At 69.9% G+C, this 24,488-nt stretch carries 12 protein-coding genes and 2 pseudogenes; 9 read left to right on the top strand and 5 right to left on the bottom strand.

Annotation, left to right across the window (positions count from 1 at the left end):
• Positions 1–9: 9 nt before the first annotated feature.
• Together ACZ7BZ_RS30130 and ACZ7BZ_RS30125 are read right to left on the bottom strand one after the other, a co-directional pair.
• Positions 10–264 (bottom strand): annotated as a pseudogene (locus ACZ7BZ_RS30130) (CoA-transferase); the annotation flags it as partial.
• Between the two features lie 63 nt (positions 265–327).
• Entirely contained in the window at positions 328–705 is a 378-nt protein-coding gene (locus tag ACZ7BZ_RS30125; protein ID WP_470361080.1) for a 4-hydroxylaminobenzoate lyase, read from the bottom strand.
• Between ACZ7BZ_RS30125 and ACZ7BZ_RS30120 the strand changes: the two genes are divergently transcribed.
• From ACZ7BZ_RS30120 to ACZ7BZ_RS30085, 8 genes are all read left to right on the top strand, one after another.
• Positions 656–1,024: a response regulator transcription factor gene (locus ACZ7BZ_RS30120; RefSeq protein WP_470361079.1), complete on the top strand. Its 369-nt coding sequence runs from the start codon at positions 656–658 to the stop codon at positions 1,022–1,024. The genes ACZ7BZ_RS30125 and ACZ7BZ_RS30120 overlap by 50 nt on opposite strands.
• Before the next feature lie 225 nt (positions 1,025–1,249).
• The gene (locus ACZ7BZ_RS30115) at positions 1,250–1,879 is read left to right on the top strand and encodes a cysteine hydrolase family protein (RefSeq protein WP_470361078.1); all 630 of its coding nucleotides are present in this window, start codon (positions 1,250–1,252) and stop codon (positions 1,877–1,879) included.
• Positions 1,880–1,918: 39 nt separating this feature from the next.
• A complete protein-coding gene (locus ACZ7BZ_RS30110; protein WP_470361077.1) occupies positions 1,919–4,204 on the top strand; it encodes an FUSC family protein in 2,286 nt (761 codons plus the stop codon).
• A 767-nt stretch (positions 4,205–4,971) separates the two neighbouring features.
• Positions 4,972–5,535: an EF-hand domain-containing protein gene (locus ACZ7BZ_RS30105; RefSeq protein WP_470361076.1), complete on the top strand. Its 564-nt coding sequence runs from the start codon at positions 4,972–4,974 to the stop codon at positions 5,533–5,535.
• 486 nt (positions 5,536–6,021) lie between these two features.
• Positions 6,022–7,848, top strand: coding sequence for a hypothetical protein (locus ACZ7BZ_RS30100; RefSeq protein ID WP_470361075.1), 1,827 nt, complete (start codon positions 6,022–6,024; stop codon positions 7,846–7,848).
• A 69-nt stretch (positions 7,849–7,917) separates the two neighbouring features.
• On the top strand, positions 7,918–9,279 hold the full coding sequence (locus ACZ7BZ_RS30095; protein ID WP_470361074.1) for a cytochrome P450: 1,362 nt from the start codon (positions 7,918–7,920) through the stop codon (positions 9,277–9,279).
• 615 nt (positions 9,280–9,894) lie between these two features.
• A complete protein-coding gene (locus ACZ7BZ_RS30090) occupies positions 9,895–18,312 on the top strand; it encodes a ricin-type beta-trefoil lectin domain protein (protein ID WP_470361073.1) in 8,418 nt (2,805 codons plus the stop codon).
• Positions 18,313–18,404: 92 nt separating this feature from the next.
• Positions 18,405–18,872, top strand: a complete 468-nt coding sequence (locus ACZ7BZ_RS30085; RefSeq protein WP_470361072.1) for a hypothetical protein — start codon at positions 18,405–18,407, stop codon at positions 18,870–18,872.
• A gap of 608 nt (positions 18,873–19,480) precedes the next feature.
• On the opposite strand, the gene ACZ7BZ_RS30080 is transcribed toward ACZ7BZ_RS30085, so the two are convergent.
• Together ACZ7BZ_RS30080 and ACZ7BZ_RS30075 are read right to left on the bottom strand one after the other, a co-directional pair.
• Positions 19,481–20,851: a histidine-type phosphatase gene (locus tag ACZ7BZ_RS30080; protein ID WP_470361071.1), complete on the bottom strand. Its 1,371-nt coding sequence runs from the start codon at positions 20,849–20,851 to the stop codon at positions 19,481–19,483.
• Between the two features lie 266 nt (positions 20,852–21,117).
• Positions 21,118–23,403: a glycoside hydrolase family 2 protein gene (locus tag ACZ7BZ_RS30075; RefSeq protein WP_470361070.1), complete on the bottom strand. Its 2,286-nt coding sequence runs from the start codon at positions 23,401–23,403 to the stop codon at positions 21,118–21,120.
• Positions 23,404–23,464: 61 nt separating this feature from the next.
• Here ACZ7BZ_RS30075 and ACZ7BZ_RS30070 point away from each other — a divergent pair, with 61 nt between their 5' ends.
• The gene (locus ACZ7BZ_RS30070) at positions 23,465–24,358 is read left to right on the top strand and encodes a helix-turn-helix transcriptional regulator (protein ID WP_470361069.1); all 894 of its coding nucleotides are present in this window, start codon (positions 23,465–23,467) and stop codon (positions 24,356–24,358) included.
• Positions 24,359–24,366: 8 nt separating this feature from the next.
• On the opposite strand, the pseudogene ACZ7BZ_RS30065 reads toward ACZ7BZ_RS30070, so the two are convergent.
• Positions 24,367–24,488, bottom strand: a pseudogene (locus tag ACZ7BZ_RS30065) (IS5/IS1182 family transposase); the annotation flags it as partial.

Genomic DNA, 24,488 nt, shown 5'->3' with positions numbered 1-24,488 from the left:
CACCGGCGGGTACTGGCGGGCGAACTCCTTGTTCTCGCCGATGTAGGACGCGGTCACCCGCGCGATCCTTCCGGCGGCCAGCAGGATGCCCGGGCCCCCGCCGCCACCGCCGCAGTTGTTCGATACCACGCGCAGTCCCGTGACACCGCGCTCGAAAAGCGCCTGGATCAGCACGTTCGGGACGCCGACCAGGCCGAATCCGCCGACGGCGAGTGATGCGCCGTCCGCCACTGCCTCCCCGGCAGTGGCCGCCACCTTGTCCATCAGCAGAGCGCTCCAATCCGTTCCTTCATCAAACTTGCGCGGCCTGTCGCCGTTCCCCGGCGCCTACTTGGCACCCGGCCCGGCGTCGTAGGAGATGCGGCCCGCCGGCAGGTAGAACAGGGCGATGAGCCCGCCGCCACGGCCCTCGGGGTAGTGCTTGCTCGCCGGCGCCGGGGCGGTCCAGCCCGCCCCTTGCCAGCCGTGCGGGCCGCGGAGCTCGGCGCCCGCGTCGATCGGGACGACCATGTCGATCTCGCCGTAGGGGTGCTGGTGGAACTGGCCCCGATAGGCCGACACGCTGTTCATGTACACCGCGGTGATGCTGAAGTACTCGGTCCGCCCCGAGGGCGGCTCGATCACACTGCGGCGGTAGTGCGGGCCGTCGATCTCGATGTTCGCGGCCCACCCCTCCTCCAGCCCCTGCTTGACCAGCTTCGACACGTCCCCGATCGCCGTCAGGACCGCGGGGCGTAGAGCAGGTTCAGCATGCGGGTGGTGCCCTGCGCGGCTGGCCGCCCAGCCCGCGCGGCAGCCGCTCCGGCCCGGGCCGGACGCTCCCCCGCCGCACGAGCCGCTCACCCCTCGCGAACAGGACGCCGTCGCCATGGTCGCCCGCGGCCTGACCGATGACGAAGCTGCCGCCGCCCTCTCCGTCACCCTCTCCACGGTGAAGACCCACCTCGGCAACGCCCAACGCAAACCCGGCGCCCGCAACCGCGTCGAAGTCGCCGCTCGGGCCTGGCAGCACGGCCCGACCTGAGCCAATGACCGCAAGTCGGTCACGGGTGACATCGACGCCCGGCCCCGGTGGGCCGTGAGCGGTCATGCCCCCTGCCGAGCAGCGCCTGCGATGCGGGCCGCACGGGGCGGCGACACGGGGCGGCGACGCGGGGCTGCGCTCGGACCATATTTACGTTACAGTCATTGCTTGTAACGATACCCGCTCCGGGTCCACCGATGACGACTTCTGCGCTGGAGGACAGCCATGGCAACCAACTACGAACACGGCCGAGTGGGACTGCTGCTCGTCGACCTCGTCAACGAGAACTTCTCGAAGGACGGCAAGGCGTATTCCATCTACGCGCCGGAATACGAACGGCTGGGCACGATCGACAACCTGAAGAAGCTCATCGCCGGCGTCCGGCGACACAAGGACGTTCCCGTCTTCTACTCGACGACCTCCTTCACCGACGAGGACTACTCGACGTGGAAGCACGTCTCCGGGATCCACCGGCAGATGTTCGACAACCGGATGTTCGGCGCCGGCACCTGGAGCACCGAGTTCCACGAGGACCTGGCTCCCCACCCGGGAGACGTGGTCCTCGCGCCGCACAAGAGCCTCGACGTCTTCCACCACACCGACCTGGAGTTCCAGCTCCGGCAGCGCGGCGTCGAATACCTGGCGATCGCCGGGGTCTCCGGGATCATGGCCGTTGAATCGACGGCCCGCACCGCCATGGAGCGCGGCTACCACGTCACGGCGTTCACCGACGCGATAGCCGCTCCCGGTGGCCTGGTCACCTACCAGGCGATGATGCGCGGCCTGACCATGGTCTCCCACAACGTGGTCAGCGTGGACGACTTCCTGGCCTCGCTCGACGAGTCGGCGGCGTAGGACATCCACCATCGGTCCCGCGAGGAGGGCGGCCGGGGCATGCGGCGAACACGAAAAGGACTGGCAGATGCCTACGATCGGTTCCTGGCAGCCGATCCCGGACTGCTCCGGTTGCTCTCCGCCCTCGGCACGGTCGGCGCGGTGCTGCTGACGCTCGGCGCCCTCACGGCACTGTCTGCCCCGGTGCCGATCCTGGTGACAGGTGCCCTCACCGCGATGGTCAGCGCGGCCGCGGTCACCGAACCCCGGCCGCGCGACCAAGCGCTCACCCTGGCGATGGGCGTGCCGGTCTCCCTGGCCATCATGACGGTCGGCAGCGCGCTGGCACCGTACCGGGTCGTGGCGGACGCGGTGTTCGTGCTCCTGATCTTCACCGCCATCCACATCCGGTGGCTCGGCCCGCGTGCGACCACTCTGGGCGTCTTCGCCTTCCAGCTCTTCTTCGTGACCCAGTTCGTCGGGACCCGCGTGGGGCAGTTGCCGCAACTTTCCCTGGCCGTGCTGGTGGCCTTCGGCAGCTCGGCGCTGGTCCGGTTCACCGTCCTGCGCTCGCCACCGGAACGGACGCTGGCACGGCTGCAGCGGGCCTTCGACCTGCGCCTGGCGCTGGTGCTCGACGCGCTGATCGATGTGGTCGAGGGCGGACGGCAGGCGCGGCGCGCCCAGCGGGTGGGGAACGTCCTGCGCCGGCGGGTGACCCGCCTGCACATGGGCGCACTGATGATCCAGAAGCAGCTGGGAGCCGGCACGACCGACGAGCGCACCGCCACCGGGGTCCGGCGCCACGTGGCCGAAGCGGAGACGGCCGTGGAACGGCTGGCCGTCCTCGTGCTCCGGGTCCTGCATCCCGAAGCCCACGTCGACACCCTGACCCAGCACCTGACGAGGGCCCGCCCTGCCGAATCCCCCGCAGACGCCCGTGACACGGCGACGCTGCCCGTACTGACCTCGGAGCTGCGTGCGCTGCGCGCAGCGCACGGTTCGGGTCCACGGCCGGCGGGCTCCGGCCCCGGCGAGGTCGGCGACCGGCTGCTCGGCCACCGCAGCAGCGAGCAACTGCCCGACGCGTCCCCGGCGATGCAGGACGTCTTCCGCTCCACCGGGGACCTCGCCCACGCCCTGTTCCACCGTCGTCCGGCCACCGACGGTCGAACCCTGGCGATCCAGGACGCCCCCGAGGCGGCACGGCCGCCTTCCGAACGCAATGCGGCGGGCTCTGCGCCGACGGTGGATGCCGTACCGAAACATCAGGGCACTCGCGTCCGCCCCACCACCAGGACCGCGCTCCAGGTCGCGACCGGATCGGCGGTGGCCATCGTCGGTGGTGAACTGCTGTCGCCCCAGCGCTGGTACTGGGCGGTCTTCACCTGCTGGGTGGTGTTCATCGGCACCTCCTCCACCGGCGAGGTCCTGGTCAGGGGATACCGGCGCCTGATCGGCACGGTGCTGGGTGTCGTCGCCGGGCTCGCCCTCGCCGCCCTGACAGGCGGCGCACCCTGGCCGGCCTTCGCCCTGGCGGGCCTCAGCGTGTTCGGGATGTACTACACGATCACGGTGTCCTACACGCTGATGTCCTTCTTCGTCACCACGATGATCGGCATGCTCTACACGCTGCTCCACGCCCTCACCCCGGACGTGCTGGTGGTGCGGATCGAGGAGACCACGCTGGGGATCGCGTGCGGACTGACTGCCGCTCTGCTCGTGCTGCCGGTACACACCCGCGAACGCACCGACCAGCTGCTGCGCGACGTGCTGGAGCGGCTGCGCGACGTGCTGGCCCGATCGCTGGCCCAGCTGCGCGGCGAGCCCTGCGGCGACCTGCTCGATCCGGCCCGCGCGCTCGATTCGGCCCTGGACGGCCTGCGCCTGTCGATGCAGCCACTGATCACCCCGATCAGCCCGCTGCGCTCCCGAAGGCGCGCCGCGCTCACCGTCCTGGGACAGCTGGAGACCGCCGCGTTCCACGCCCGCAGCCTGGCCGCCACCGTCCGACTGGTGCCCGCCGGCGTCCGCATCGGCACCGATCCGCGCCTCGTGGACGAGGCACGCAGGATCGACCACAACCTCGCCATCCTGATCAGCCGGGCAACGCCCCAGGCCCGGAGCGACACCCCGCTCGTACGCGGTCCCGGGATTCCCACCCAGCTCGGAGCGAGCGAGCCCGGGGCGCACGCCGAGGACATCAACGCGACGCGACGCGTCCTGCGGCACCTGCAACATGTGGACGAGAGCATCCAGAACCTGGCCTGGACACTTCACCTGCCCGTCTCCCCGGAACCGAGCCACTGCCCGGGCCCGGCAGACACCTGCCCGCACCGCCACTGAGACATGAGCGTCCGGGCCCCAGGACTTCCGACGAGTCGGTCGTCCTGGGTATCCACAGCTCGCGGATCCCCCGGTCACCGCTCGCCGCACGAAGCCGACCCAGCCCACTCCAAACGCCGTCCCATCGTGCCGGGGACACCGGCGGCTGCGCCGGTGTCCCCGGGCGGAACGAGCTCGGCCGCCTGCACCAGGTCACCCTCACCCGCCCCGCTGGCAGCCTCCGCCAGCGCACCGAGCCCACCGACCTGCAGACACAGATCTTCAAGGACTGCGGCATCCCGATGCCGCCAAAGACGGACGGGCCTGGAACCCGCGATCACGCGCTGACCAGGCCAAACATCCTCCGGGAGCGTGGGCACACGCCCCGTCACCCCGCCCTGCCCAAAACCCCGGCTCAACCCCATGATCACGGGCACCTACGTGCCCACCAAGTGTCGAAGTCGGGTGTCTCCCGGTGATCATTTCGAGGGTTGTCCGCCGACACCCCGGGCGTCAACGTCGGCGGGCGACACGCTTACGAACGGGCGGTGAAGTAGATCACCTGGCGTCCAGCCGGATACCTTCCGTCGCGTGGGGGCAGTCGGCTCGCCGATACGGCGATCTTCCGGCCACGTGAATACGCGTCTGACTATGCGGCGTCGGACTGAAGTTGCACAGCCTGCGTCGGACATCCGGCTCAATGCCCGCTACGCGCAGCTGACCTTGATCGTTCATTCGGCGCAGCCAGCGCCGTGCAAGAAGCTGGCCGGCCCAGGAGAGGAATCCTTATGTCCGCCACGGACTTCGTCACCGCGAAGATGACGCACTACTTCAACCTGCTCGACGCAGACGGGGACGGGTCACTCACGGAAGAGGACCACGTCCTGATGGGCCAGCGGGCCGCGAAGGAGTTCAACTACCCCACCGGGTCGCCCCAGGAGCAGAAACTGGTCGACGCCTACCGCTCCGCCTGGAAGACGGTCCAGCTTCCCCACGCCGACCAGGAGGGCAGGGTCCACCAGGAGTCCTTCCTCACGGCGATCCGGGGCCTGTTCGCCCGGCCGGAGTTCTTCGAGGAAGTCTCCGGCGCCCTGGTGGACGGCGTGATGAGCGTCGCCGACGTCAACGGCGACGGCGTGATCCAGCCTTCCGAGTACGCAGGCTTCATCCTGGCGCAGTCCCCGAAGATGTCCCGTGCGGAGATCGAGGAAAGCTTCCTGCGCCTCGACCGTGACGGCAACGGTGTGATCGACAAGTCGGAGCTGGAGCAGGCCACCGTCGAGTACTTCACCAGCAACGACCCCGACGCCGCGGGCAACTGGCTGTACGGCAGGCCGCCGGCGGCCGTCTAGGACCCTCAGATAGATCGTGAGAACGCATCCGATTCACTTCGGTCCGACCTGACCGTCACTCACTGGCAGCCTGGGGCGAATCGGCTCTCTGGTCGAGACCTTCAGGGCACTCCAAAGGGGCCTGGCTCCGGTGGACGGAGCAACGGCATCCGCTTCCTCGGCAGCAGCCAGGACGGCGCTCACAGCCCTGGCAACGTGATCGTCCATCAACGACCGGTCGACCTCTCACTCTGGTCGACCGGTCGTTGATGCCCGTGCACCCCTCCGCTGCCACCAGTGCGCACTCCATGGCCCGCTCGTGGAACGGGTCGGACTTCTTCCTCTGGCGCTAGTGCCCTCGGCCGGGCACTCGTTGAACAAACGCGGACGCGTCCTCGGGCCGTGTTGCGCACGTCTTTCGGCCCACTGCGCACACCTTCCCCCGATCGCCGATGCCCCCTCTTCACCTCTGGATCACGGAGAGTCGTGTTAGCAACCACCCCTGCCATGTCTTTCGGCAACTGCCTTCGCTCCAGCATCGCCTTGGCGCACGAACGGGGCCGGCTGCCCCTGCGCCCCCAACCGCAGCCGCTCCACCAGGCATGGGACACCGCCGAGGATTTAGCGGCCCACTGCACCTACCGCAGCGACCTGCTGTTCGACGCGCACGTCAACGGGCTGGACGAGATGATCCGCACCGCCTGCGTGCTGCTGTGGTACCACAGCCACTCCCGTGACGGCCGACCGCTCGACCCGGCGTCCCGAGCCGCCCTCGACCGGGCCCGGGCACCGTTCGCGGATGCCGACCTCACCCCGATCCTCGACGCCTGTGCCGACTGGGCCGCCCACACCCACGTCCTCGACGACGACGCCCTGCTGCCCGTCTGGCTGATGAACCTCCTCGTCGGCCTCACCAGCACCCTCGCCTCGCTCGCGCGCCCCGTCCCCGCACCCGCCGACGCGGCCCTGATCGACGTCGCCGTCCAGCACCCGTCCCACCCCGCCGACTCCACCGACACCCTGTGCCTGCTACCGCCCAAGGACCTCGGGCGCCGCAACTTCAACCCGCCGCACGACTGGACCGCCCTCTGCGCCGAACTGGGCTTCGCCTGGCGCGACGAGAACACCCCCACCTGCGTCTACGGCTGGACCGGCTCCTGGGCGATGACCTACGGCACCGCGGACGGAGAGGCGATGGCCTGGTACATCTGCGGCATCGACGACCACGCCCTGGTCGTACGCGACGGCTTCGACTCCCACGACGTCCACCTCCCGACTCCCCGCTCCGGCAGCGGCACCGAACCGCAGGCGAGCATGGTCGAAGTCGTCACCGGCGCCATGGACATCGACCTCCAGGAATACGTCCACCGCCTGCGCACCCACCACGGGGATACCGGCCTCGCCTTCGACGTCCCCCACGAACTGTGGTGGCTGACCAACGGCTACAACTGCGCCGGCCCCGGCTACATCCGCCACGGGCGCGCGCCCTTCCCCGACGAACTCACCCAGATGAGCCTGAGCATCTGGGCCGCCGGCCTGTATGACATCCCCTACGACTGCGCCTACGGCAACGTCCTGACCCACTCGCGCCTGCTCATCGGCCGCCTCGACGAACTCGGACTGGACCGGGAGGACGCCTACCACGCCGTCGCCGGCTGCCTGCTCCACAACGCCACCAGCGTCCTCACCGGCGGCGATACCGCCTCCGGTACGCAGGGAACCCTGAACTGGTACATCTGGGCCCTGGTCATCCCCCGCTACAGCCCCGGCCGGCTCCTGGCGGGCGCCGCCCTCCAAGTCGACCGTGCCACCGTCGCGGACCTGTCCGAAGCCGCCCCGCACGGCACCCACCTCACCAGCCGGGACGCCTACCACCGCGCCTTCGACGGCAAGACCGAGCTGTGCACCACCTGCCGACCGCGCCCGCTGGCCGCGATCTTCGACCCACGGACCGCCCCAACCGTGCCCGAGGCCCTTGCCGCACGGAGGGTGCCGGCCGACGACAGCCTCCTCGGGGCCGTCGACGCCCGCGACGTCGACTGGCACCTCGTCGAGGTCTTCGATGGCTGGGCCGAGCGCGCACTCGCTCTCTCTCGCGGCGCCGACCCCGCCACCGTCCCCGCACTGGATCACGACGGGAACGAGGTACTGATCCGGTTCATGCGCCTGGCCACGACGGGCGACCGCCGGCAGGTGCGCACGACCGTCGCGGTGTGCACCCTTCTCTCCATGGCCCGCGGCCGCAACATCTCCCGCCTGCTGGGCGTTCTCAACGTCCGCGCCAGCACCGCGCCCGCCACCACCCCGGCGCCCGACGACGGCGAAGTCCCCTAAGGCGGTTCCTCCGTTCCCATGGGGCCGTCCGCCGAACTGTTACTCCCGTCCCAGCACCGAGAGAATCCCATGACCTCCGCTCTGCTCGCCCCGGCCGGCACCTTGTCCCGCGCGCCTGGCCACCTCCCTCTGCTGGGCCACTCGCTGGCCCTCCTACGTGACACCAAGGGATTCCTGGAGTCCCTCACCAGCGTCGCAGACGTCGTCCGAGTCAACGTCGGGACCGTCCCCGTCTACTTCCTCACCACGCCCGAACTCGTCCGACGTGTCCTGGTCACCGACGCCGCCCACTTCGAGAAGGGACGCTTCTTCGACCAGTTGCGTCCCCTGTTCGGCAACGGGCTGCTCGTCTCCAGCGGCTCCTGGCACCAGCGCCAACGCCGCCTGGTCCAGCCCGCCTTCCACCGCTCGCACATCGACGGCTACGCCGAAATGATGCAGCGCCACGCCCAGCAGCTGGCCGGGTCCTGGCAGCCCGGACAGAGCGTCGACGTCGTCAAGGCCATGAGCGATCTGGCGGCCGCCGTCGTTTCCGAAGCGATGATCCGCACCCCGCTCGGAGCCACTGTGCGGGCCGCTATCGGACGCGCCCTGCCCGATTTCGCCCAGGGCGCGGTGATCCGCGCCCTCATGCCCGCAACGGTGGGCAGGCTTCCGTTGCCGTTCAATCGCCGCTTCGACACCGCGGCTCGTGAACTGCGCTCCGCCATCGAAGGAGCCGTCCGCACCTACCGTGCCGACGACGGCGACCACGCCGATCTGCTCTCCATGCTCCTGCACGCCCGCGACGCCGATACCGGCGAGGCGATGACCGACACCGAGATCCGCGACGAACTCATCAACATCCTCATCGCCGGCACCGAGGTCACCGCCATGACCCTCGCCTGGACCTTCCACGAACTCGACCAGCACCCCGACATCGCCGAACGCTGCCGCGCAGAAGCCGTCGCCGCAACCGCCCACGGGCCCGTCACCGTGAAGGCCCTCCCCGGCCTCGAACTCATCGACCGTGTACTCAACGAGGTCTGCCGACGCCACTCCGCCCTGTTCCTCATGCGGCGCACCACCGCCCCGGTCACCCTGGCCGGCGTGCACGTCCCCCAAGGCGCCGACATCGGCTACAGCATCCACGCACTCCACCACGACCCACGCCACTACACCGACCCCGACCGCTTCGACCCCGACCGCTGGCTCCCCGACCGCAAGGCCCACCTGCCCAAGGGCGCCTTCATCCCCTTCAGCGCGGGCAACGCCAAATGCATCGGCGACGGCTTCGCCTGGACCGAAATGAAGATCGTGCTCGCCACACTCCTCTCCCGCTGGCACCTGCGCCAGACCCCGGGACACACCGTCGGCGAAGCACTGGCCACCATCCCCCGCCCCACCCACCTGACCATGACAGCCGAATCCACGACGACTGCGGCCACCTGACGCGACATCTCCCACCACGTCACTCGTACACCGCTGGGGCGAAATCAACCGATTCCACCCCAGCGGCCGATTTCGCCAAGCTCAAACAGATCGCGCTCACGTTCACCGTGCTGCTCGTCCAGCAGCTCAACCAGCCGTTCGACGGCCTGCTCGCCGTTGATGCGTCAGCCGTCACCCGGTACTTCCCGCTGCCGTAGTACGGCAGTCGTCGTGACCCCACCGTGGCCGTGGTGACGGCCGGTCGTCCCTCCTGCGGGTACGCGTGCCCACCACCGGTGCAATGCCCGAGAAAAGTACCGGCAAAGAACAATCGCGGCTCTGCCCCGAAAGTCCTGACGGCAGGTCAGAAAATCTCTCACTTTCCAGGCAAATCGTCACCAATCAACACCGTGCGGAGGCAATCCGTTACAAAATATTCATCCCGGCTGGTCATGGCCCCTCTTCCGGGGGTGAGAGATTGTCATTCGGCTCTAAACACGCCTTTACCAACAATGGCAATCTCTTGAGAGAGTCTTGATGTCACGACGGTCTCAGGCCTCGTCCGGTTCCACGGACGGGGCCTTCTCCACGCGCAGGGCGCGGCGAATAGCCGCGCTCCTGACACTCGGTCTGCTGGTGCAGACCGGCGTAGCGGTGGACGCGCTCACGGCGCCCCCCGCCATCGCCGCGCCCACACCACCCGCACCCCCGGTCGCCCCGGCCACCGAGGCGCCGGACGAGGCGTCGGCCCTGCTCTCGGCCCGGCTGCAGAAGCGGCGCATCGAAGTCACCGGTGCCCGGACGGAGTTCACCACCCTGTGGGCGAACCCCGACGGCACCCTGACCTCCGACCGGTCCACCGGGCCGATCCGGATGAAGGTCGGCGAGGCCTGGGTGCCCGTCGACACCACCCTGGTGCAGACGCCGGACGGCAAGGTCGCGCCGAAGGCGCACCCGGGCGGAGTGGTCTTCGAGGGCGGCGACGCCGGGGTGACCGTGGGCGACAGCCTGCCGAGCGCCGCGGCGGCCAGCGCTGCTCCGGGCGCTGCTCCGACCGCGCCTCCCAGCGCGGCGCCGACGACGCCTGCCACGCCGTCAGCGAGCAGCTCCGCTTCGCCGACCGCCTCGCCGTCGGCTGCCCCGTCGGCGTCCGGTTCGGCCTCCGCGTCGGGTCCCCCGTCGGCTTCCGCGTCGGGCTCCGCCTCCGCCGAGCCAACCCGGGCCTCCCGCGCCGGCGCCCGCGCCGCAGCGGCCCCGGCCACCGCCCCGACGCCCGCCGACGACAAGCCCGCCGACGACAAGCCCGCCGAGCGCGACCTGGTCAAGATCGGCGCCGGCGATCAGCAGGTCACGTTCGGTTGGCTGGGCAAGCTGCCCAAGCCCAAGCTGGAGGGCAACAAGGCCACCTACGTCAACGCCCGTCCGGGCGTCGACCTGGTCCTGGAGGCCACCCGGACCGGCTTCGAGCAGTTCCTGATCGTCAAGGACCGCGCCGCCGTCGCCCAGACCGGCACCGTGACGATCCCGCTCGACACCACCGGCCTCACCACCGCCCCGCAGCAGGACGGTTCGATCCAGCTGCTCGACAAGCCGAACGGCAAGACCGTCGTCCGGATCCCGGCCCCCGTCATGTGGGACGCCGCCGTCGACCAGGCCTCCCAGGAGCACCTGAACCGCGGCCCGGTCACGATGGAGCTGCGCGGCCAGGGCGCCGACACCGAGCTGGTGTTCACCCCGGACGCGGCGTTCCTCGCCGACCCGAAGACCAAGTTCCCGGTCACCATCGACCCGGTGGTGGACGTCGGCACGACCTTCGACACCTACGTCCAGACCAACGAGAACATCGACGCCTCCGCGTCGACCGACCTCAAGCTGGGCAGCTACGACGGCAAGGTCGTGGCCCGGTCGTTCCTGACCATCCCGGGCGGCCCGTTCAACGGCAAGCAGATCCTGGGCGCCACGCTCAACCTCGCCAACTACCACTCCGCCTCGTGCACCCCGAAGCAGTGGGAAGTCTGGAACGCCGGCGGCGCGACCGGGTGGACCCGCTGGGGCAACCAGCCCGCCATGGAGCGCAAGTGGGCCACCTCGAACGACACGTACGACGTGGCGGGCGACGGTGACAACCACGACTGCTACGCCCCGGACGGCAGCTTCTGGGCCAAGGCCGACGTCACCGAGATGATCCGGTACTTCGCCGGCTTCGGCTACGGCGACTACGGCTTCGCCCTCAAGGCGGCCGACGAGTCCAGCAGCCTGTCCTGGAAGCGCTTCAGCTCCGCCGAGGGCTACTGGCCGCCGTTCGTCTCGATCACCTACAACACCGTCCCGGCCACGCCGGCGACCGTCGAGGTGCTGCCCTCGCAGCAGGGCAACCCCCGGTACACCTCGGACGCGAACCCGCGCTTCCAGGTGCAGGCGGCCGACCCCGACGGTGACCCGCTGAAGGTCTACCTGGACCTGTGGCGCGGCGGCACCTTCCTCGGCAGCATCGTCCGGGACACCCCGAACGGCGCGATCGCGACCGTCCGTCCCTCCGACTACGGCATCGCCAAGCTGGACGAGGGCGTGCAGTACTCGATCTGGGCCATGCTCGACGACGGCAAGTCCCGCTCCGGCTGGGTCGGCACCAACATCATCGCCGACACCGTCAAGCCCGGCACGCCGTTCGTGAGTTCGGCCGACTACCCGTCCGACGACCTGTGGCACGGCACGGCCAACCAGCCGGGCTCGTTCACCTTCTCGCCCGCCCCGGGCACCGACGACACCGCGGCCTACGTCTACACCCTGGACGGCGGCACCCCGGTGACGGTCGCCGCCACCGGGGCCCTCACCGCGTCGATCACGCCGACCACCGAGGGCCGCCGTGTCCTGTCGGTGCAGTCCAAGGACCGCGCGGGCAACCTGTCCCCGCCCGCGAGCTACGTGTTCCGGGTCGGCCAGGCCGGCATCAGCTCCCCGGTCAACGGCACCCAGAGCGCCAAACGCGTCAAGCTCTCGGTCGACGCCCAGACCCAGTTCAAGCGGGTGGTCTACCAGTACCGCCGCGGCCCGGGCGCCACGGAGTACAACGTCCCGCGCACCAACCTCACCAAGGCGGACAACACCCCGGTCACCGAGGACAAGCCGCGGCTCGCGGACCTCGGCCCGCACGCCAACTGGAACGTGCTGGACACCCTCGGTCAGGTCGGCGGCGTCGTCCAGGTGCGCGCCGTGCTGTTCCCCGAGGACGGCTCCGGCAACGGCTACACCACCGTCTGGAACACCATGACGGTCGACCGCAACGCCGACGGCGCCGCGAGCGACAACATCGGCCCCGGCTCGGTCAACCTGCTCACCGGTGACTACTCCACCGACGTCACCGACGCCGACGAGTTCGGCATGTCGGTCAAGCGCGTCACCTCCTCCCGCGACCTCGGCCGCGGCTGGCAGCCCCAGGGCGAGCGGCTGACGGCCAACCAGCGCCAGATCGGCACCGACACGGCGGGCTTCACCCCGGGCCAGGCCAACCTGGCCCGTTCCACGGCGCGCGGCCACGACAGCTCCACCGACTCGCTGCTGATCACCCCGACCGCCTCCGGCTGGGACTCCTTCGCCGCGCTCGGACCGGAGTACACCATGGGCCAGGGCATGAAGCCCGGCCGCACCTACCGGCTCACCGGCTGGATCTACGTCCCCGGTGCCACCGGTCTGGACAACCCGCTGGCCAACCGCGGCCTGCGGATGGTCGGTGTCTACCGCACCCCGGCCGGCTACGGCGAGACCGCCTCGCCGAAGGCCTCCTTCACCGACGGCTGGCAGCAGCTGACCGTCGACATGGTCGTCCCGGCCGACGCCACCGAGGCCTGGTTCCGCCTCTACAACGGCAACGCCGCCGGCAGCGGTAAGGAGGTCTTCTTCGACGACCTGTCGTTGAAGGAGATCGTCGCCCCCTTCGGCCCCCAGTGGGCCGGCGGCCCCGACGCCGGAACCGGCGGCGACTACCGCTCGCTGTCCTTCCCCCAGTCCGACCTGGTCGAGATCAAGGGCAACGACGACACCTCGCTGACGTTCGCCAAGGGCAACGACGGAACGTTCTTCCCCGAGCCCGGTGCCGGGGCCATGAGCCTCAAGGCCGTCCCGGCCAAGTCCGGCGCGCTCGTGCTGTCCACCGCAGGCCAGTGCCTGGAGGTGCCGAACGGCGCCGCCGGCAACGGCGCCAGGCTGCAGCCCGCACCCTGCACCGGCGCCGCGAACCAGCAGTGGACCCGCGGCGACGACCTCACCCTGCGGCTGCTGGGCTACTGCCTGGACAACCCGTGGGGCCAGGTCAACGACGCCACCCCGCTGACCCTGTGGGGCTGCAACGGCGGTGACAACCAGCAGTGGGAGGTCCGCCCCGACAACACGGTGATGAACCGCCACTCGGGCAAGTGCCTGGACGCCGACAAGGGCGCCTCGATCTGGGTCTGCTGGGCCGGCCCGAATCAGATCTGGGACGTCCAGACCGCAGGCACCACCTACGAGCTGAGCGAGCTGGACGGCTCCAGGACCGTCTTCGCCCGCCAGGCCGGCTCCAGCATCTACCAGGTGGTCAGCGAGACGGGGCCCGACGCCGCGTCGACCACCCGCTACCAGTACGACACCACCGACGGCCGCTCGCTGGTCAAGCGTGTCATCCCGGCCGTCGAACCGGGCGTCGACGACGCCAACGGCTGCACCGTCGACCCGCTGCCGCGCGGCTGCGAGGTGATGGAGTACGACTACGCCAAGGTGACCACCGCCTCCGCCGCCGCGCCGGGTGACTACCTGGACCGCGTCCGGGGCGTCAAGGTCTGGTCGTGGAACCCGGCCACCTCCAAGCAGGAGCCGGTCGAGGTCGCGCACTACGCGTATGACGACCGCGGCCGCCTGTCGCAGGTGTGGGACCCGCGCCTGGCTTCGCCACTGAAGATCGAGTACGGCTACGACGACGCCGGCCGGGTCACCCGGATCGGTGCCGCCGGCGAGCAGCCGTGGAACCTCGACTACGGCAAGGCCGCGGCCGACCAGGACCCGGGCCGTCTGCTGAAGGTCCGGCGCAACACCCTCGCGCCGGGCAGCAAGGACCAGGTCATCGGCGAGAACGCGACCAACCTCGTGTACGAGGTGCCGCTGACCCGCGGCGCGGGTGGACCGTACGACCTCTCGGGGGACGAGGCCCTCAAGTGGGCGCAGACCGACGTGCCGACGGACGCCACCGCGGTGTTCGGCCCGGAGGACGTCCCCGCCGTCAACACCGCCACGGCCACCAAGCCCGGCCCGGACGGCTACAAGCCGGCCAGTGTCCACTACCTCAACGCCTCCGGCAACGAGGTCAACACCGCCGTTCCGTCCGTCACTCCCGACGGCGACATCAGCACCTCCGAGTACGACCGCTACGGCCACGTCGTGCGCTCCCTCTCGGCGACCAACCGCTCGATCGCGCTCGACAAGCACCCCGACGCCGACAAGTTCGCCGCCGAGCTGAACCTGCCGAAGGACTCCGCCTCGCGGGCCCGACTGCTGGACTCCCGCACCACGTACTCGGCCGACGGCATCGACGTCCTCGACACGCTGGGCCCGGCCTACCGCGCCTCGCTCGCCGAGGAGGTCAAGGGCCAGACCACCCCGGTCACCGTGACCTCGGAAGCGGAGAAGCTGCCGCAGCTGGGCACCAACACCAAGGTCCAGGTCGACAGCGACTGCTGCGGTCTGACCTGGTCCGGGGGCGCCCAGCTGAGCATCCGCGGCACCGCGGCGGGCGCCTTCGCCAGCATGCGGGTCAGCGTCCCGGAAGAGGGCGAATACATCCTCTCCGGCCAGCTGACCAAGAACAGCGACCACGGCATCGTCCAGTTCGCGGTCGACGGCAATGACGTCGGCGAGCGGATCGACACCTACAGCGCGAACGCCGCGGTGGCCCCGTTCACGGCCGGCAAGCCGGTCAGGCTGACCCGTGGCGACCACGAGCTGAAGGTCACCGTGGTCGACACCAACACGGCCAGCGGCGGCGAGCGGTTCCACACGGGCCTCGACAGCGTCGCCCTGACCAAGACAACCGTCAACCCCGCGCTCCCGGCCGGCACTTCGGTCGTGGCCCGGGACCACAACACCAACACCTACGACGAAGGCAAGCCCGACGGCCAGGCCTACCACCTGGTCACCACCGCCACCGACGGCGCCCGGATCGACGGCTACGCCGACGACGTGGAAATGCGGGTCACCAAGCACGGCTACGACGCGCCGATCGGCGGCACACCCGGGTGGAAGCTGAGGAAGGCGACCTCCGTCACCACCGACGCCCTCGGTGCCAAGCTGACCGCGACCGTCAAGTACGACGCCTCGGGCCGGGCGCAGGAGTCCCGCAAGCCGGGCTCCACGGGCACCGACGCCGGTACCGTCAAGTCGGTCTTCTACACCGCCGGTGCCAATCCGGACGACAACGCCTGCTCCGGTCGACCCGAGTGGGCGGGCCTCCCGTGCGTCACGACGCCGGGCGGTGCGGTCACCGACGCGGACACGAGTCGGATGCCCGCCACCCTCCCCGTGAAGCGGATCACCCGCTACTCGCCCTTCAACGCGCCGGAGGAGACGACCGAAACCAACGCGGGCAAGTCCCGCAAGACCGTCACCGCCTACAACGAACTGGACCGCGTCCTCTCGACCGAGATCACCTCGGACGAGGGCAGACCACTGCCCAAGGTCACCGTCGAGTACGACCCGGCAACCGGCGAGGCGGTGAAGACCACCGCCGGCGGCAAGTCCCTCACCCGGGTCATGGACTCCCTCGGCCGACTGATCTCCTACACGGACGCCGACGGCGCCACCACCACCACGGAGTTCGACCGGTACGGCAAGCCGGCGAAGGTGAGCGACCCGACCGGGGCCACCACCTATACGTACGATCGTGCCAAGGAGCCGCGCGGGCTGGTCACCTCGGTCAACGACAGCGTCGCGGGCGAGTTCACCGCGAAATACGGTCCGGACGGCCAGCTCGTCGAGCAGACCTACCCCGGCGGGATCGTCCGCAAGGACACCTTCAACGCGGTAGGCGAGGCCACCAGCCGCAGCTACACCCGCAGTTCCGACAACACGGTGATCTGGGCCCAGACCACCGACATCTCCACCCAGGGCCAGGTGGCCAAGGACACCAGCTCCACCGCCACCCGCTCCTACCAGTACGACCGGCTCGGCCGGCTGGTGAAGGCCGAGCAGACCACGGTCGCCACCGGCTGCGTCACCCGGCAGTACGCCTTCGACGCCCGGTCCAACCGCCTCTCCAAGCAGACCTCCCCGCGGGGGGCGGCCGGCGAGTGCAGCACGGCCGGGGCCACGGCGGAGACCCACACCTACGACGGCGCCGACCGGCTCACCGACGCCGGGTTCACCTACGACGCCTTCGGGCGCACGGTGAAGACGGCCACCGGCGTGACCAACACCTACTGGGCCAACGACCGCGTCGCCGCCCAGGAGAAGGGGGACACCAAGCAGGAGTGGGCCACCGACGCCGCCCACCGTCTGACCGCGTTCACCACCAGCAAGAAGCAGGCCGACGGGACCTGGACCAACGCGACCTCGAAGCTGAACCACTACGGCGACGACTCCGACCAGGTCCGGTGGACGGTCGAGGACACCACGCTCGGCACCCTGACCCGCAACGTCTCGGGCCTGGACGGCAGCCTGGTCGCCACCACCAGCAAGACCGGTGACGTCCAGCTCCAGTTGGCGAACCTGTTCGGCTCGGTGGTCGTCACCACGGACACCGCACTGACCAAGCCGGTGGTGCTGGACTTCGACGAGTTCGGCATCCCGCAGGACGGCCAGGCGACCGTCCGGTACGGCTGGCTCGGCGGCAAGGAGCGCTCCGCGGAGGCCCTGGACGGCGACATCCTCATGGGTGCCCGCCTGTACAGCCCGGCCCTCGGACGCTTCCTCCAGGTCGACCCGGTACCCGGTGGCAACGCCAGTCCGTACGACTACTGCACCGGCGACCCGATCAACTGCACCGACCTCGACGGCAACTGGGGCATGCCCAAGTGGCTCAAGAAGACGGTCGAGGTCGTCGCCAAGGTCGCCGAGGTGGCGTCCTACATCCCCGGACCCATCGGTGCCGTCGCAGCGACCGTTTCGGCAGTCTCCTACGCCGCCACGGGCAACTGGGAGAAGGCCGCGGAAATGGCCGTCACGGCTGTCGCGCAGACCGTCGGGGCCGGCCCGGTCGTCAAGTCCGTCGCCGCAGCAGCCAGAACGACCAGGGTGGCGGCGAAGGCCGGTAGGGCGGCCGGCGCCTCCAGGATGCTGAGCAGGGCCACCTGCAACTCCTTCGACCCGGACACCCTGGTCCTGATGGCCGACGGCACCCAGGTGCCGATCGCCCAGGTGAACGTCGGCGACTACGTTGCCGCCGTCGACCCGGAGTCGGGCACGACGACGGCCCAACCGGTGCTCGGTGTCCTGGTCGCGAACACCACCAAGCACATGGTCGACATCAAGACCGATCAGGAACCCACCACCTCGGGCATCCGCGCGACGTCCTACCACCCGTTCTGGGTCTCCGGACGGGGATGGGTCGACGCCATCGGCTTGAAGCCGGGTGACCGCCTGCTTTCGCCTGACGGCAGCGGTCCGACCGTCACGTCCGTGGTCGACGAGGGTGAGCTGCCTTCGCAACTCGTCTTCAACCTCAACGTCGGCGATGTCCACACCTATGCCGTATCCGACGGCGTAAACAATGTCGTCGTCCACAACGCCAGCTGCCCCATCCCGCGACGGGTCTGGGCGAACCATATCTACACCGGGCACATATCGAAGGCGACCCAGAAGCTCCGCAGCAAGTTCATCGGCGATCGCGAGGAGGTCCGCGGACTCATCGCCGACACCATCCGCACGGGCACACGGGCGCGCTCGACCCTCGGCCGGGCGGGCCACACGTACGAGAAGACGTACGACCGCCAGGTCGGAGTGCAGAGGAATCTCAAGGGAAGGGTTTCGAAGAAAAAGCGAGTCCGAGTGGTCGTCGTCAGAGGTAAGGTGGTAACGGCCTACCCGTTCTAGAAAATCCCAGGGGGTGCGAGGCGGAGTTCTTCCGCCTCGCACCCCCTCCTTCGATCCTTCGATGCGGAAATACACCCCCAGGAGAGCAGCCAATGACCGTGTCGGTGAAGATCACCGCAAAAGGCAATCCTTTCAGGAAATCGAAGTCCCCGGCCCAGCAGGCCGGCCTGACCGAACTGACGCACCACCGCCCGCTCGGTGACATCGAGATCCACGGAGACGGGATCACCTTCGAGATGCCGGGCGTCCCGCTTTTCGACTTCACCAGGGTCATGCTGCTCTGCCTGGAGGAGGCCCGCCTGTCCGGAAAGTCCGAGTACTATTTCCCGGAGGGCGAAGGATATATCTTCCTGGCGCAGGCCGGAAGCATTGTCGAAATGACATGCGACTTCGAGGACGGAGTCATCCGGGCGACACCCGGGGAATTCCGGAGGGCACTGGCGGCTGCCGGTCTCGACATGATCGACCACCTCCAGGGCCACGACGCCGGAGTCCTTCGCAACCCGCACTTCAAGAAGCTCCGGGCGGATCTCCTCCTGGCAGCCGAGGAGATCGATTGAGAGCTCTCGCAGACAGGTGGCGCGAGGAGACCCGGCGGCAACGCGGGTACAGGAATCGGTGATCACGGAGGTGCGATGATCTGTGATCACCGGGGAGAACGTGCCCGCTCTGCCATCGAGGCGGCCGTACGTGCAAGATCCCGCCCATGCCGCCCATGCCGCCCAGGTCAACCGAGGTTGGCGGCGGCGAGCTGTCGCGTCGGACTCGCGAGATGCACGCGTTGCGATCCTCGTGTCGGCAACGGGTGAACGGAGGGCCACGGACGGTGGACACGGTCGAGGACCGGATCCGCGAGCTGCTGCAGCAGACGCCGACGATGCCGGCCACGGTGATCGCCGAGCGGACGACGCCGCGGACTCTGCCGGTGCGGCCTGGCACAGCGGCTCACATCAGGGCTGAGCGCAGCAGAGCTCCGGGTCAGCCACGTGTTCTGCGCGGTCAGCGCCATGAACCACAAGATGGCTCACGGCCTTTGGGCGAACACCGTCTGCCGACTGGAGGCCCCGCAAGACCGCGATGCGGTTCGCGGGACGGGATGCGCAGGGCGTCACGCAGGAAATTGTCCTCGGGCGGCTGGCGTGCGACGTGGTGGAAAGGACCGGACAGGTCAGCTGCGCTGCAGGCAGCGCTTGAGCTCGTTGAGGTCGTAGAAGCGGCTGTCCTCGGCGACGGGCTTGCAGGGGTACTTGAAGGCGGTCTCCTTCTCGTTGTAGAGCATGCGAACGAGGTATGTGGCGGGCTCTCCGTGCGCGGGCGTGTTCGCGAACAGATCCCACTGGATGTTCGCGGCCATCGGTGCGACGTCGGCGCCGCGCCACGGGTTGTTCCGGTAGGAGTAGGGCGTCCCGGGCTCGGCGGGCTCGGTGCTTCCGGGCAGACCCATGAGGGCGGCGAGCGGCTCGATCTCCTCGGCGTGGGTGAACCGGAGCACCGCGCCCTTGTCGCTGGTGCCTGCCGCCTTGGCCGCGGCCTGGGCGAGGAGGTCGTCGAGGAGGACGCCGGCCATCTTGTACGTGATCGTGCGGCCGCTGAAGGCGGGGCCCTTCTGGTAGAACTCCTCGGCGTCATCCAGGTAGGCGAACCACTGGGCGTCGCGCGGGGCGAGGAAGCCGGTGAGGTCGACACCCGGCGCCTCGACGCTCAGATCTGGCGCCGCGCTGTAGAGCTGGTACAGCGAACGGGCGAAGGACACCTGCTCCTCGTCGGACATCGCCGCGATGAAGTCGTCCTGGAACAGGCGCGCCGCGACGTGCCGCGCGGCCTCGGCGGTTCGCGGGTCGTCCTCGATCCGCGCGAGGACGGCGGCCAGATCCGGGTCGCTCTTCAGGTAGGCCTGGTAGTCGGCGTTCTGCGGCTGCTTGTGGAAGTACAGCAGGTCCTTGTCGGTGACCGGAGCCTTGATCAGACCGGTCAGCGCGGGATCGCCGGAGGTGAGACCGTCCGTGAACGCGTTGGCGCTCGCGACCGCACGCGCAACACCCGAGGTCTCCACTACGACGGGCTCCTGCCGGGCTGCGATGGCGTGGAACAGCGACGGGAGTCGCTGTTCCATGCGCAGCGCGGTCTGGCGGTGCTCGTCAGCCCCGCGTGCGGAGAGGTTGCCGTAGCCGAGGGTGGACGCGGCGTCCAGGAGTGATCGCACCTGCGGACCGAGTTCCGCGCCGAGGCCGGTGAGGGCGTTCTGTTGCTGGGCCGAGCGCAGGACGGCGAGCACCGCGTCACCGTCGTCGCTGTTCGTCATGGCTCGGGAGCCGTGGCGGGCGACGTTCTCGGTGAACACCGGGTTGAAGCCCTGCGGCGGCTCCTGGTAGCGGTTGGGCTTCTCCTGCGGTGCGTAGGGGGCCTTCGTGCCGTAGAGCTCCTGATGGGCGTAATGCGTACCGGTCCAGTCGCGGGCTGACGCGGTACCCGCGGTGGACAGCACGCCGGCGCCCAGGGCTACGGCGACGACGGCGGAGACGGTGGCGTGACGCTTCATGTCGTCCTTCGGGTTTGCTGTGTTCTGTCGGCCGGTGGTGGCGACCGGATCTTCGCAGGGGCGGGGGAAAGATCGTGGGCGCCCCTTGGGGTTCCGGGTGAAGGGCAGTTGAACGCTGGCCGACGCAGGCTGCCAGGTCCTGTTCCGCCGGTGTCGGCTCGGCGGATGGGCGCGGCTGACGGCCCGACGCCGCGATGTCGTGTTCGGTACCCGGTGGGCCTGCCCGTCTGAGGCAGACCCACCGGGGCTTGGCCGGGGCCGACCGGTCAGGCCGGTTCGACGCAGAACAGCGCTGCCCGGACGTCGTCGACGCTGACGTCGCCGCATCCGGTGACTCGGATGCGCAACTGCTCGCCGGGCAGCAGGGTGGCAAGGCCACGGTCGGCCGTCGCCGAGGGGCTGAGCCGGTCGGGCTGGAGCAGCAGGTCACGGACCAGGGTGCGAGCGGTGACGGTGACCTCGACTGCACCGTCGATGTCCTCGGCCGGTGCGAGGGTGACGTCGAACTCGGGCTTCGGGTAGGCGAAGTGGCGGTCCGCGACGGCGAGATGGACGGCCCGCTGCCCGTCCGCGTCGGCCACCAGCAGTTCGGTGGTCGAGCTTTCGGCCGGCAGGAGCTCCAGCGGGACCACCAGCCGGGTCACCGAACGGGCGTCCGTCCGCACCGGAAGTTCGGTCTGAGCCGTGATGGTGCCGTCCGCGGCGAGCCGGCGCAGCCGCAGCACCGTTTCCCAGGTCTGTCCGGCCTGGTTGACGAGGGCGGCTTCGGGCGCGCCGGTGACGCCGGGCGGTTGGAGGGTGAGCAGGCGGTCGGCGTACAGTCGTCGCAACTCGTGGTAGAGCGGCTTGAGACGGCCGTCGCCGTCGATGGCGGCCCAGGAGGAGACCGGCCAGCAGTCGTTGAGCTGCCACACGATCGTGCCCGCGCAGCGTGGCCAGTGGGAGCGCCAGTGTTCGATGCCGGTGGCGACGGCGCGGGCCTGGACGACCTGGGTGAGGTAGTGCCACCGGTCGAAGTCCGTCGGGGGTTGGAAGTGGCGGGCGAGGCCGCGGTCGAGCTTGTCGTTGCCGTCGTCGGCCTTCTGGTGGTGGAGCATGCCGGGTGAGTCGGGTGCCAGGGTCTCCCCGGGAAGGGCTCGGCGGAGGGTGGCCAGGGCGGGCGGGGCCTGCCAGCCGAACTCGGCGACGAACCGGGGGACGTTCTCCCGGTACTCGCTGTAGTCCCGGCGGTTCCAGACCTCCCAGGAGTGATGGGTGCCGTGGTCGGGATCATTGGGGTGGTGGTCCCAGCTGCCGGACCAGGGGCTGCCGGCCGTGTACGGACGGGCGGGGTCGAGTTCGGCGACGATCCGGGGCAGCAGGCCGAGGTAGTAGCCCTCGCCCCAGGAGTCGCCGACGAGTTCCGGCTCCCAGCCCCAGTCGCGGAAGCCCCAGAGGTTCTCGTTGTTGCCGTTCCACAGCACCAGCGACGGGTGCGGCATCAGGCGGACGACGTTCTCCCTGGCCTCGGCCTCGACCTCGCCGCGCAGCGGCTGCTCCTCGGGGTAGGCGGCGCAGGCGAAGAGGAAGTCCTGCCAGACCATCAGGCCGAGTTCGTCGCAGGCGTCGTAGAAGGCGTGGTCCTCGTAGATGCCACCGCCCCAGACCCGGATGAGGTCGATGTTGGCCTCGGCGGCACGGGTGAGGCGCTCCCGGTAGCGGGCCGGGGTGACGCGGCTGACCAGGGTGTCCTCGGGGATCCAGTTGACGCCGCGGACGAAGAGGCGCTCGCCGTTGACGACCAGGGTGAAGCCGGTGCCGTCCTCGTCGGCGGAGCGGTCGAGTTCGACGGTGCGGAAGCCGATCCGGCGGTGCCAGGTGTCCAGCGGTTCGGTGGCGGCGGAGAGGGTGACGTCGAGGTCGTACAGCGGCTGCTCGCCCCGGCCGCGCGGCCACCACAGGTCGGGACCGGGGACCTCCAGGACAAGTACGGCGGCGTCGCCGTCGAGCACCGTTTCGGCACTCGTGCCCGCGACGGCAGCCCGGACGGTGAGCGGATGGGTCGCGCCGGTGGCGGTGCGCTCGACGGTGAGGTGCAGTTCGACGCGGCCGTTGCCCTCGGCGACCGTCACCAGGGGCCGGACCTGAGCGATGCGGGCGGTGGACCAGTGCTCCAGGCGGGCGGGGCGCCAGATTCCGGCGGTGGGCAGGGTCGGGCCCCAGTCCCAGCCGAAGCTGCTGGCCATCTTGCGGACGTACTGGAAGGGCTCGGGGTAGACGTTGGGGCGGGCGCCGGTGAGTGCCCGGGTCTCGGCGGCCTCCTGATAGGCACTGGTGAAGTGGACGGCCAGCTCGCCGGCCAGACCGGTGGCGTCGAAGCGGTAGCTCCGGTGCATGTTGCGGGTGCGGCCGAGTTCCGTCGCCCCGAGGGTGATCCGGGCAGCGGTGTCCAGGCCGGGCGTGTCAGTCGCCGCCAAGTGCGGGTCAGGCACCCCCCGCAGGCCTTCCGAAAGCCGGGCCGGGGAGCGCCACGCCTTCCAGACAACCTCCTGTCGTCCACGGCAGCGAGTCACCGATGAGGGGTGTACCGGCGGTACACCCCTCCGGGTGCAGCCGGGCCGTAGGGTCGAAGGCGTGGACAACAGTCAGGAGGTCCGCGAGTTCCTCACCTCGCGGCGCGCGAACATCACCCCGGAACGGGCCGGCATGCCGACCGGGCCCCGCCGCCGGGTGCCGGGCCTGCGCCGCAGCGAGGTCGCCGCCCTGGCCGACGTGAGCGTGGAGTACTACGCCAAGCTGGAGCGCGGCAACCTCGCCGGCGCCTCCCCCGCCGTCCTGGAAGCTCTCGCCCGGGCCCTGCAGCTCGACGACGCCGAACGGGCCCATCTCCTGCACCTGGCCCAGGCCGCCGACGGCACCGACGCACTCGCCCGCCCCCGCCGTCGCACCAGTCGCCAGTGGACGCCGCACCGCAGCCTGCAGTGGATGCTCGACGCCGTCACCGGCGGCCCCGCCTTCGTCCGCAACGGCCGCATGGACCTGGTCGCTGCCAACCAACTCGCCCGCGCCTTCTATGCCGAGGTCTACGAGACCTCCGGCAACCAGAACAACCTCGCTCGCTACCAGTTCCTCGACGCCGCTTCCCGTCGCTTCTACCCCGACTGGGACCAGGCTGCCGACATCAGCGTCGCCATCCTGCGCACCGAGGCCGGCCGCGCCCCCCACGACAAGGACCTCCACGACCTCGTCGGCGAACTCTCCACCCGCAGCGACGACTTCCGCACCCGGTGGGGCGCCCACAACGTCCGCCACCACGGCACCGGAACCAAACGCTTCCACCACCACGCCATCGGCGACCTCACCCTCGCCTACGAAGGCATGGACATGGCCGCTGCCCCCGGTCTCACCCTCACCATCTACACCGCCGAACCCGGCTCTCCCAGCGAACAGGGTCTGCACCTGCTCGCCAGTTGGGCCGCCACCCGCGAAACCGCGGCGGGCGCGCGCCAGCAAACAGCTCCAAACTAAGAGTCATCTCATTTGGACAGTCGGCGGTGACAGATGAGTGCTGCGGCGATGCTGGCGAAGGCGGCGAAGTGTTCGCCCTTGCGTTCGTACCGACGGTGGAGCCGGCGGAAGCCGCCGAGCCATGCCATGG

It is taken from the genome of Kitasatospora sp. NPDC036934, from assembly GCF_055608425.1.
This window is presented reverse-complemented; position numbering and strand designations above follow the sequence as displayed.

Bases quoted from the DNA above. Each gene is read 5' to 3' on its own strand.
- ACZ7BZ_RS30120 (WP_470361079.1), top strand. From the start codon at position 656: ATGTTCGCGGCCCACCCCTCCTCCAGCCCCTGCTTGACCAGCTTCGAC.
- ACZ7BZ_RS30115 (WP_470361078.1), top strand. From the start codon at position 1,250: ATGGCAACCAACTACGAACACGGCCGAGTGGGACTGCTGCTCGTCGAC.
- ACZ7BZ_RS30110 (WP_470361077.1), top strand. From the start codon at position 1,919: ATGCGGCGAACACGAAAAGGACTGGCAGATGCCTACGATCGGTTCCTG.
- ACZ7BZ_RS30105 (WP_470361076.1), top strand. From the start codon at position 4,972: ATGTCCGCCACGGACTTCGTCACCGCGAAGATGACGCACTACTTCAAC.
- ACZ7BZ_RS30100 (WP_470361075.1), top strand. From the start codon at position 6,022: ATGTCTTTCGGCAACTGCCTTCGCTCCAGCATCGCCTTGGCGCACGAA.
- ACZ7BZ_RS30095 (WP_470361074.1), top strand. From the start codon at position 7,918: ATGACCTCCGCTCTGCTCGCCCCGGCCGGCACCTTGTCCCGCGCGCCT.
- ACZ7BZ_RS30085 (WP_470361072.1), top strand. From the start codon at position 18,405: ATGACCGTGTCGGTGAAGATCACCGCAAAAGGCAATCCTTTCAGGAAA.
- ACZ7BZ_RS30080 (WP_470361071.1), bottom strand. From the start codon at position 20,851: ATGAAGCGTCACGCCACCGTCTCCGCCGTCGTCGCCGTAGCCCTGGGC.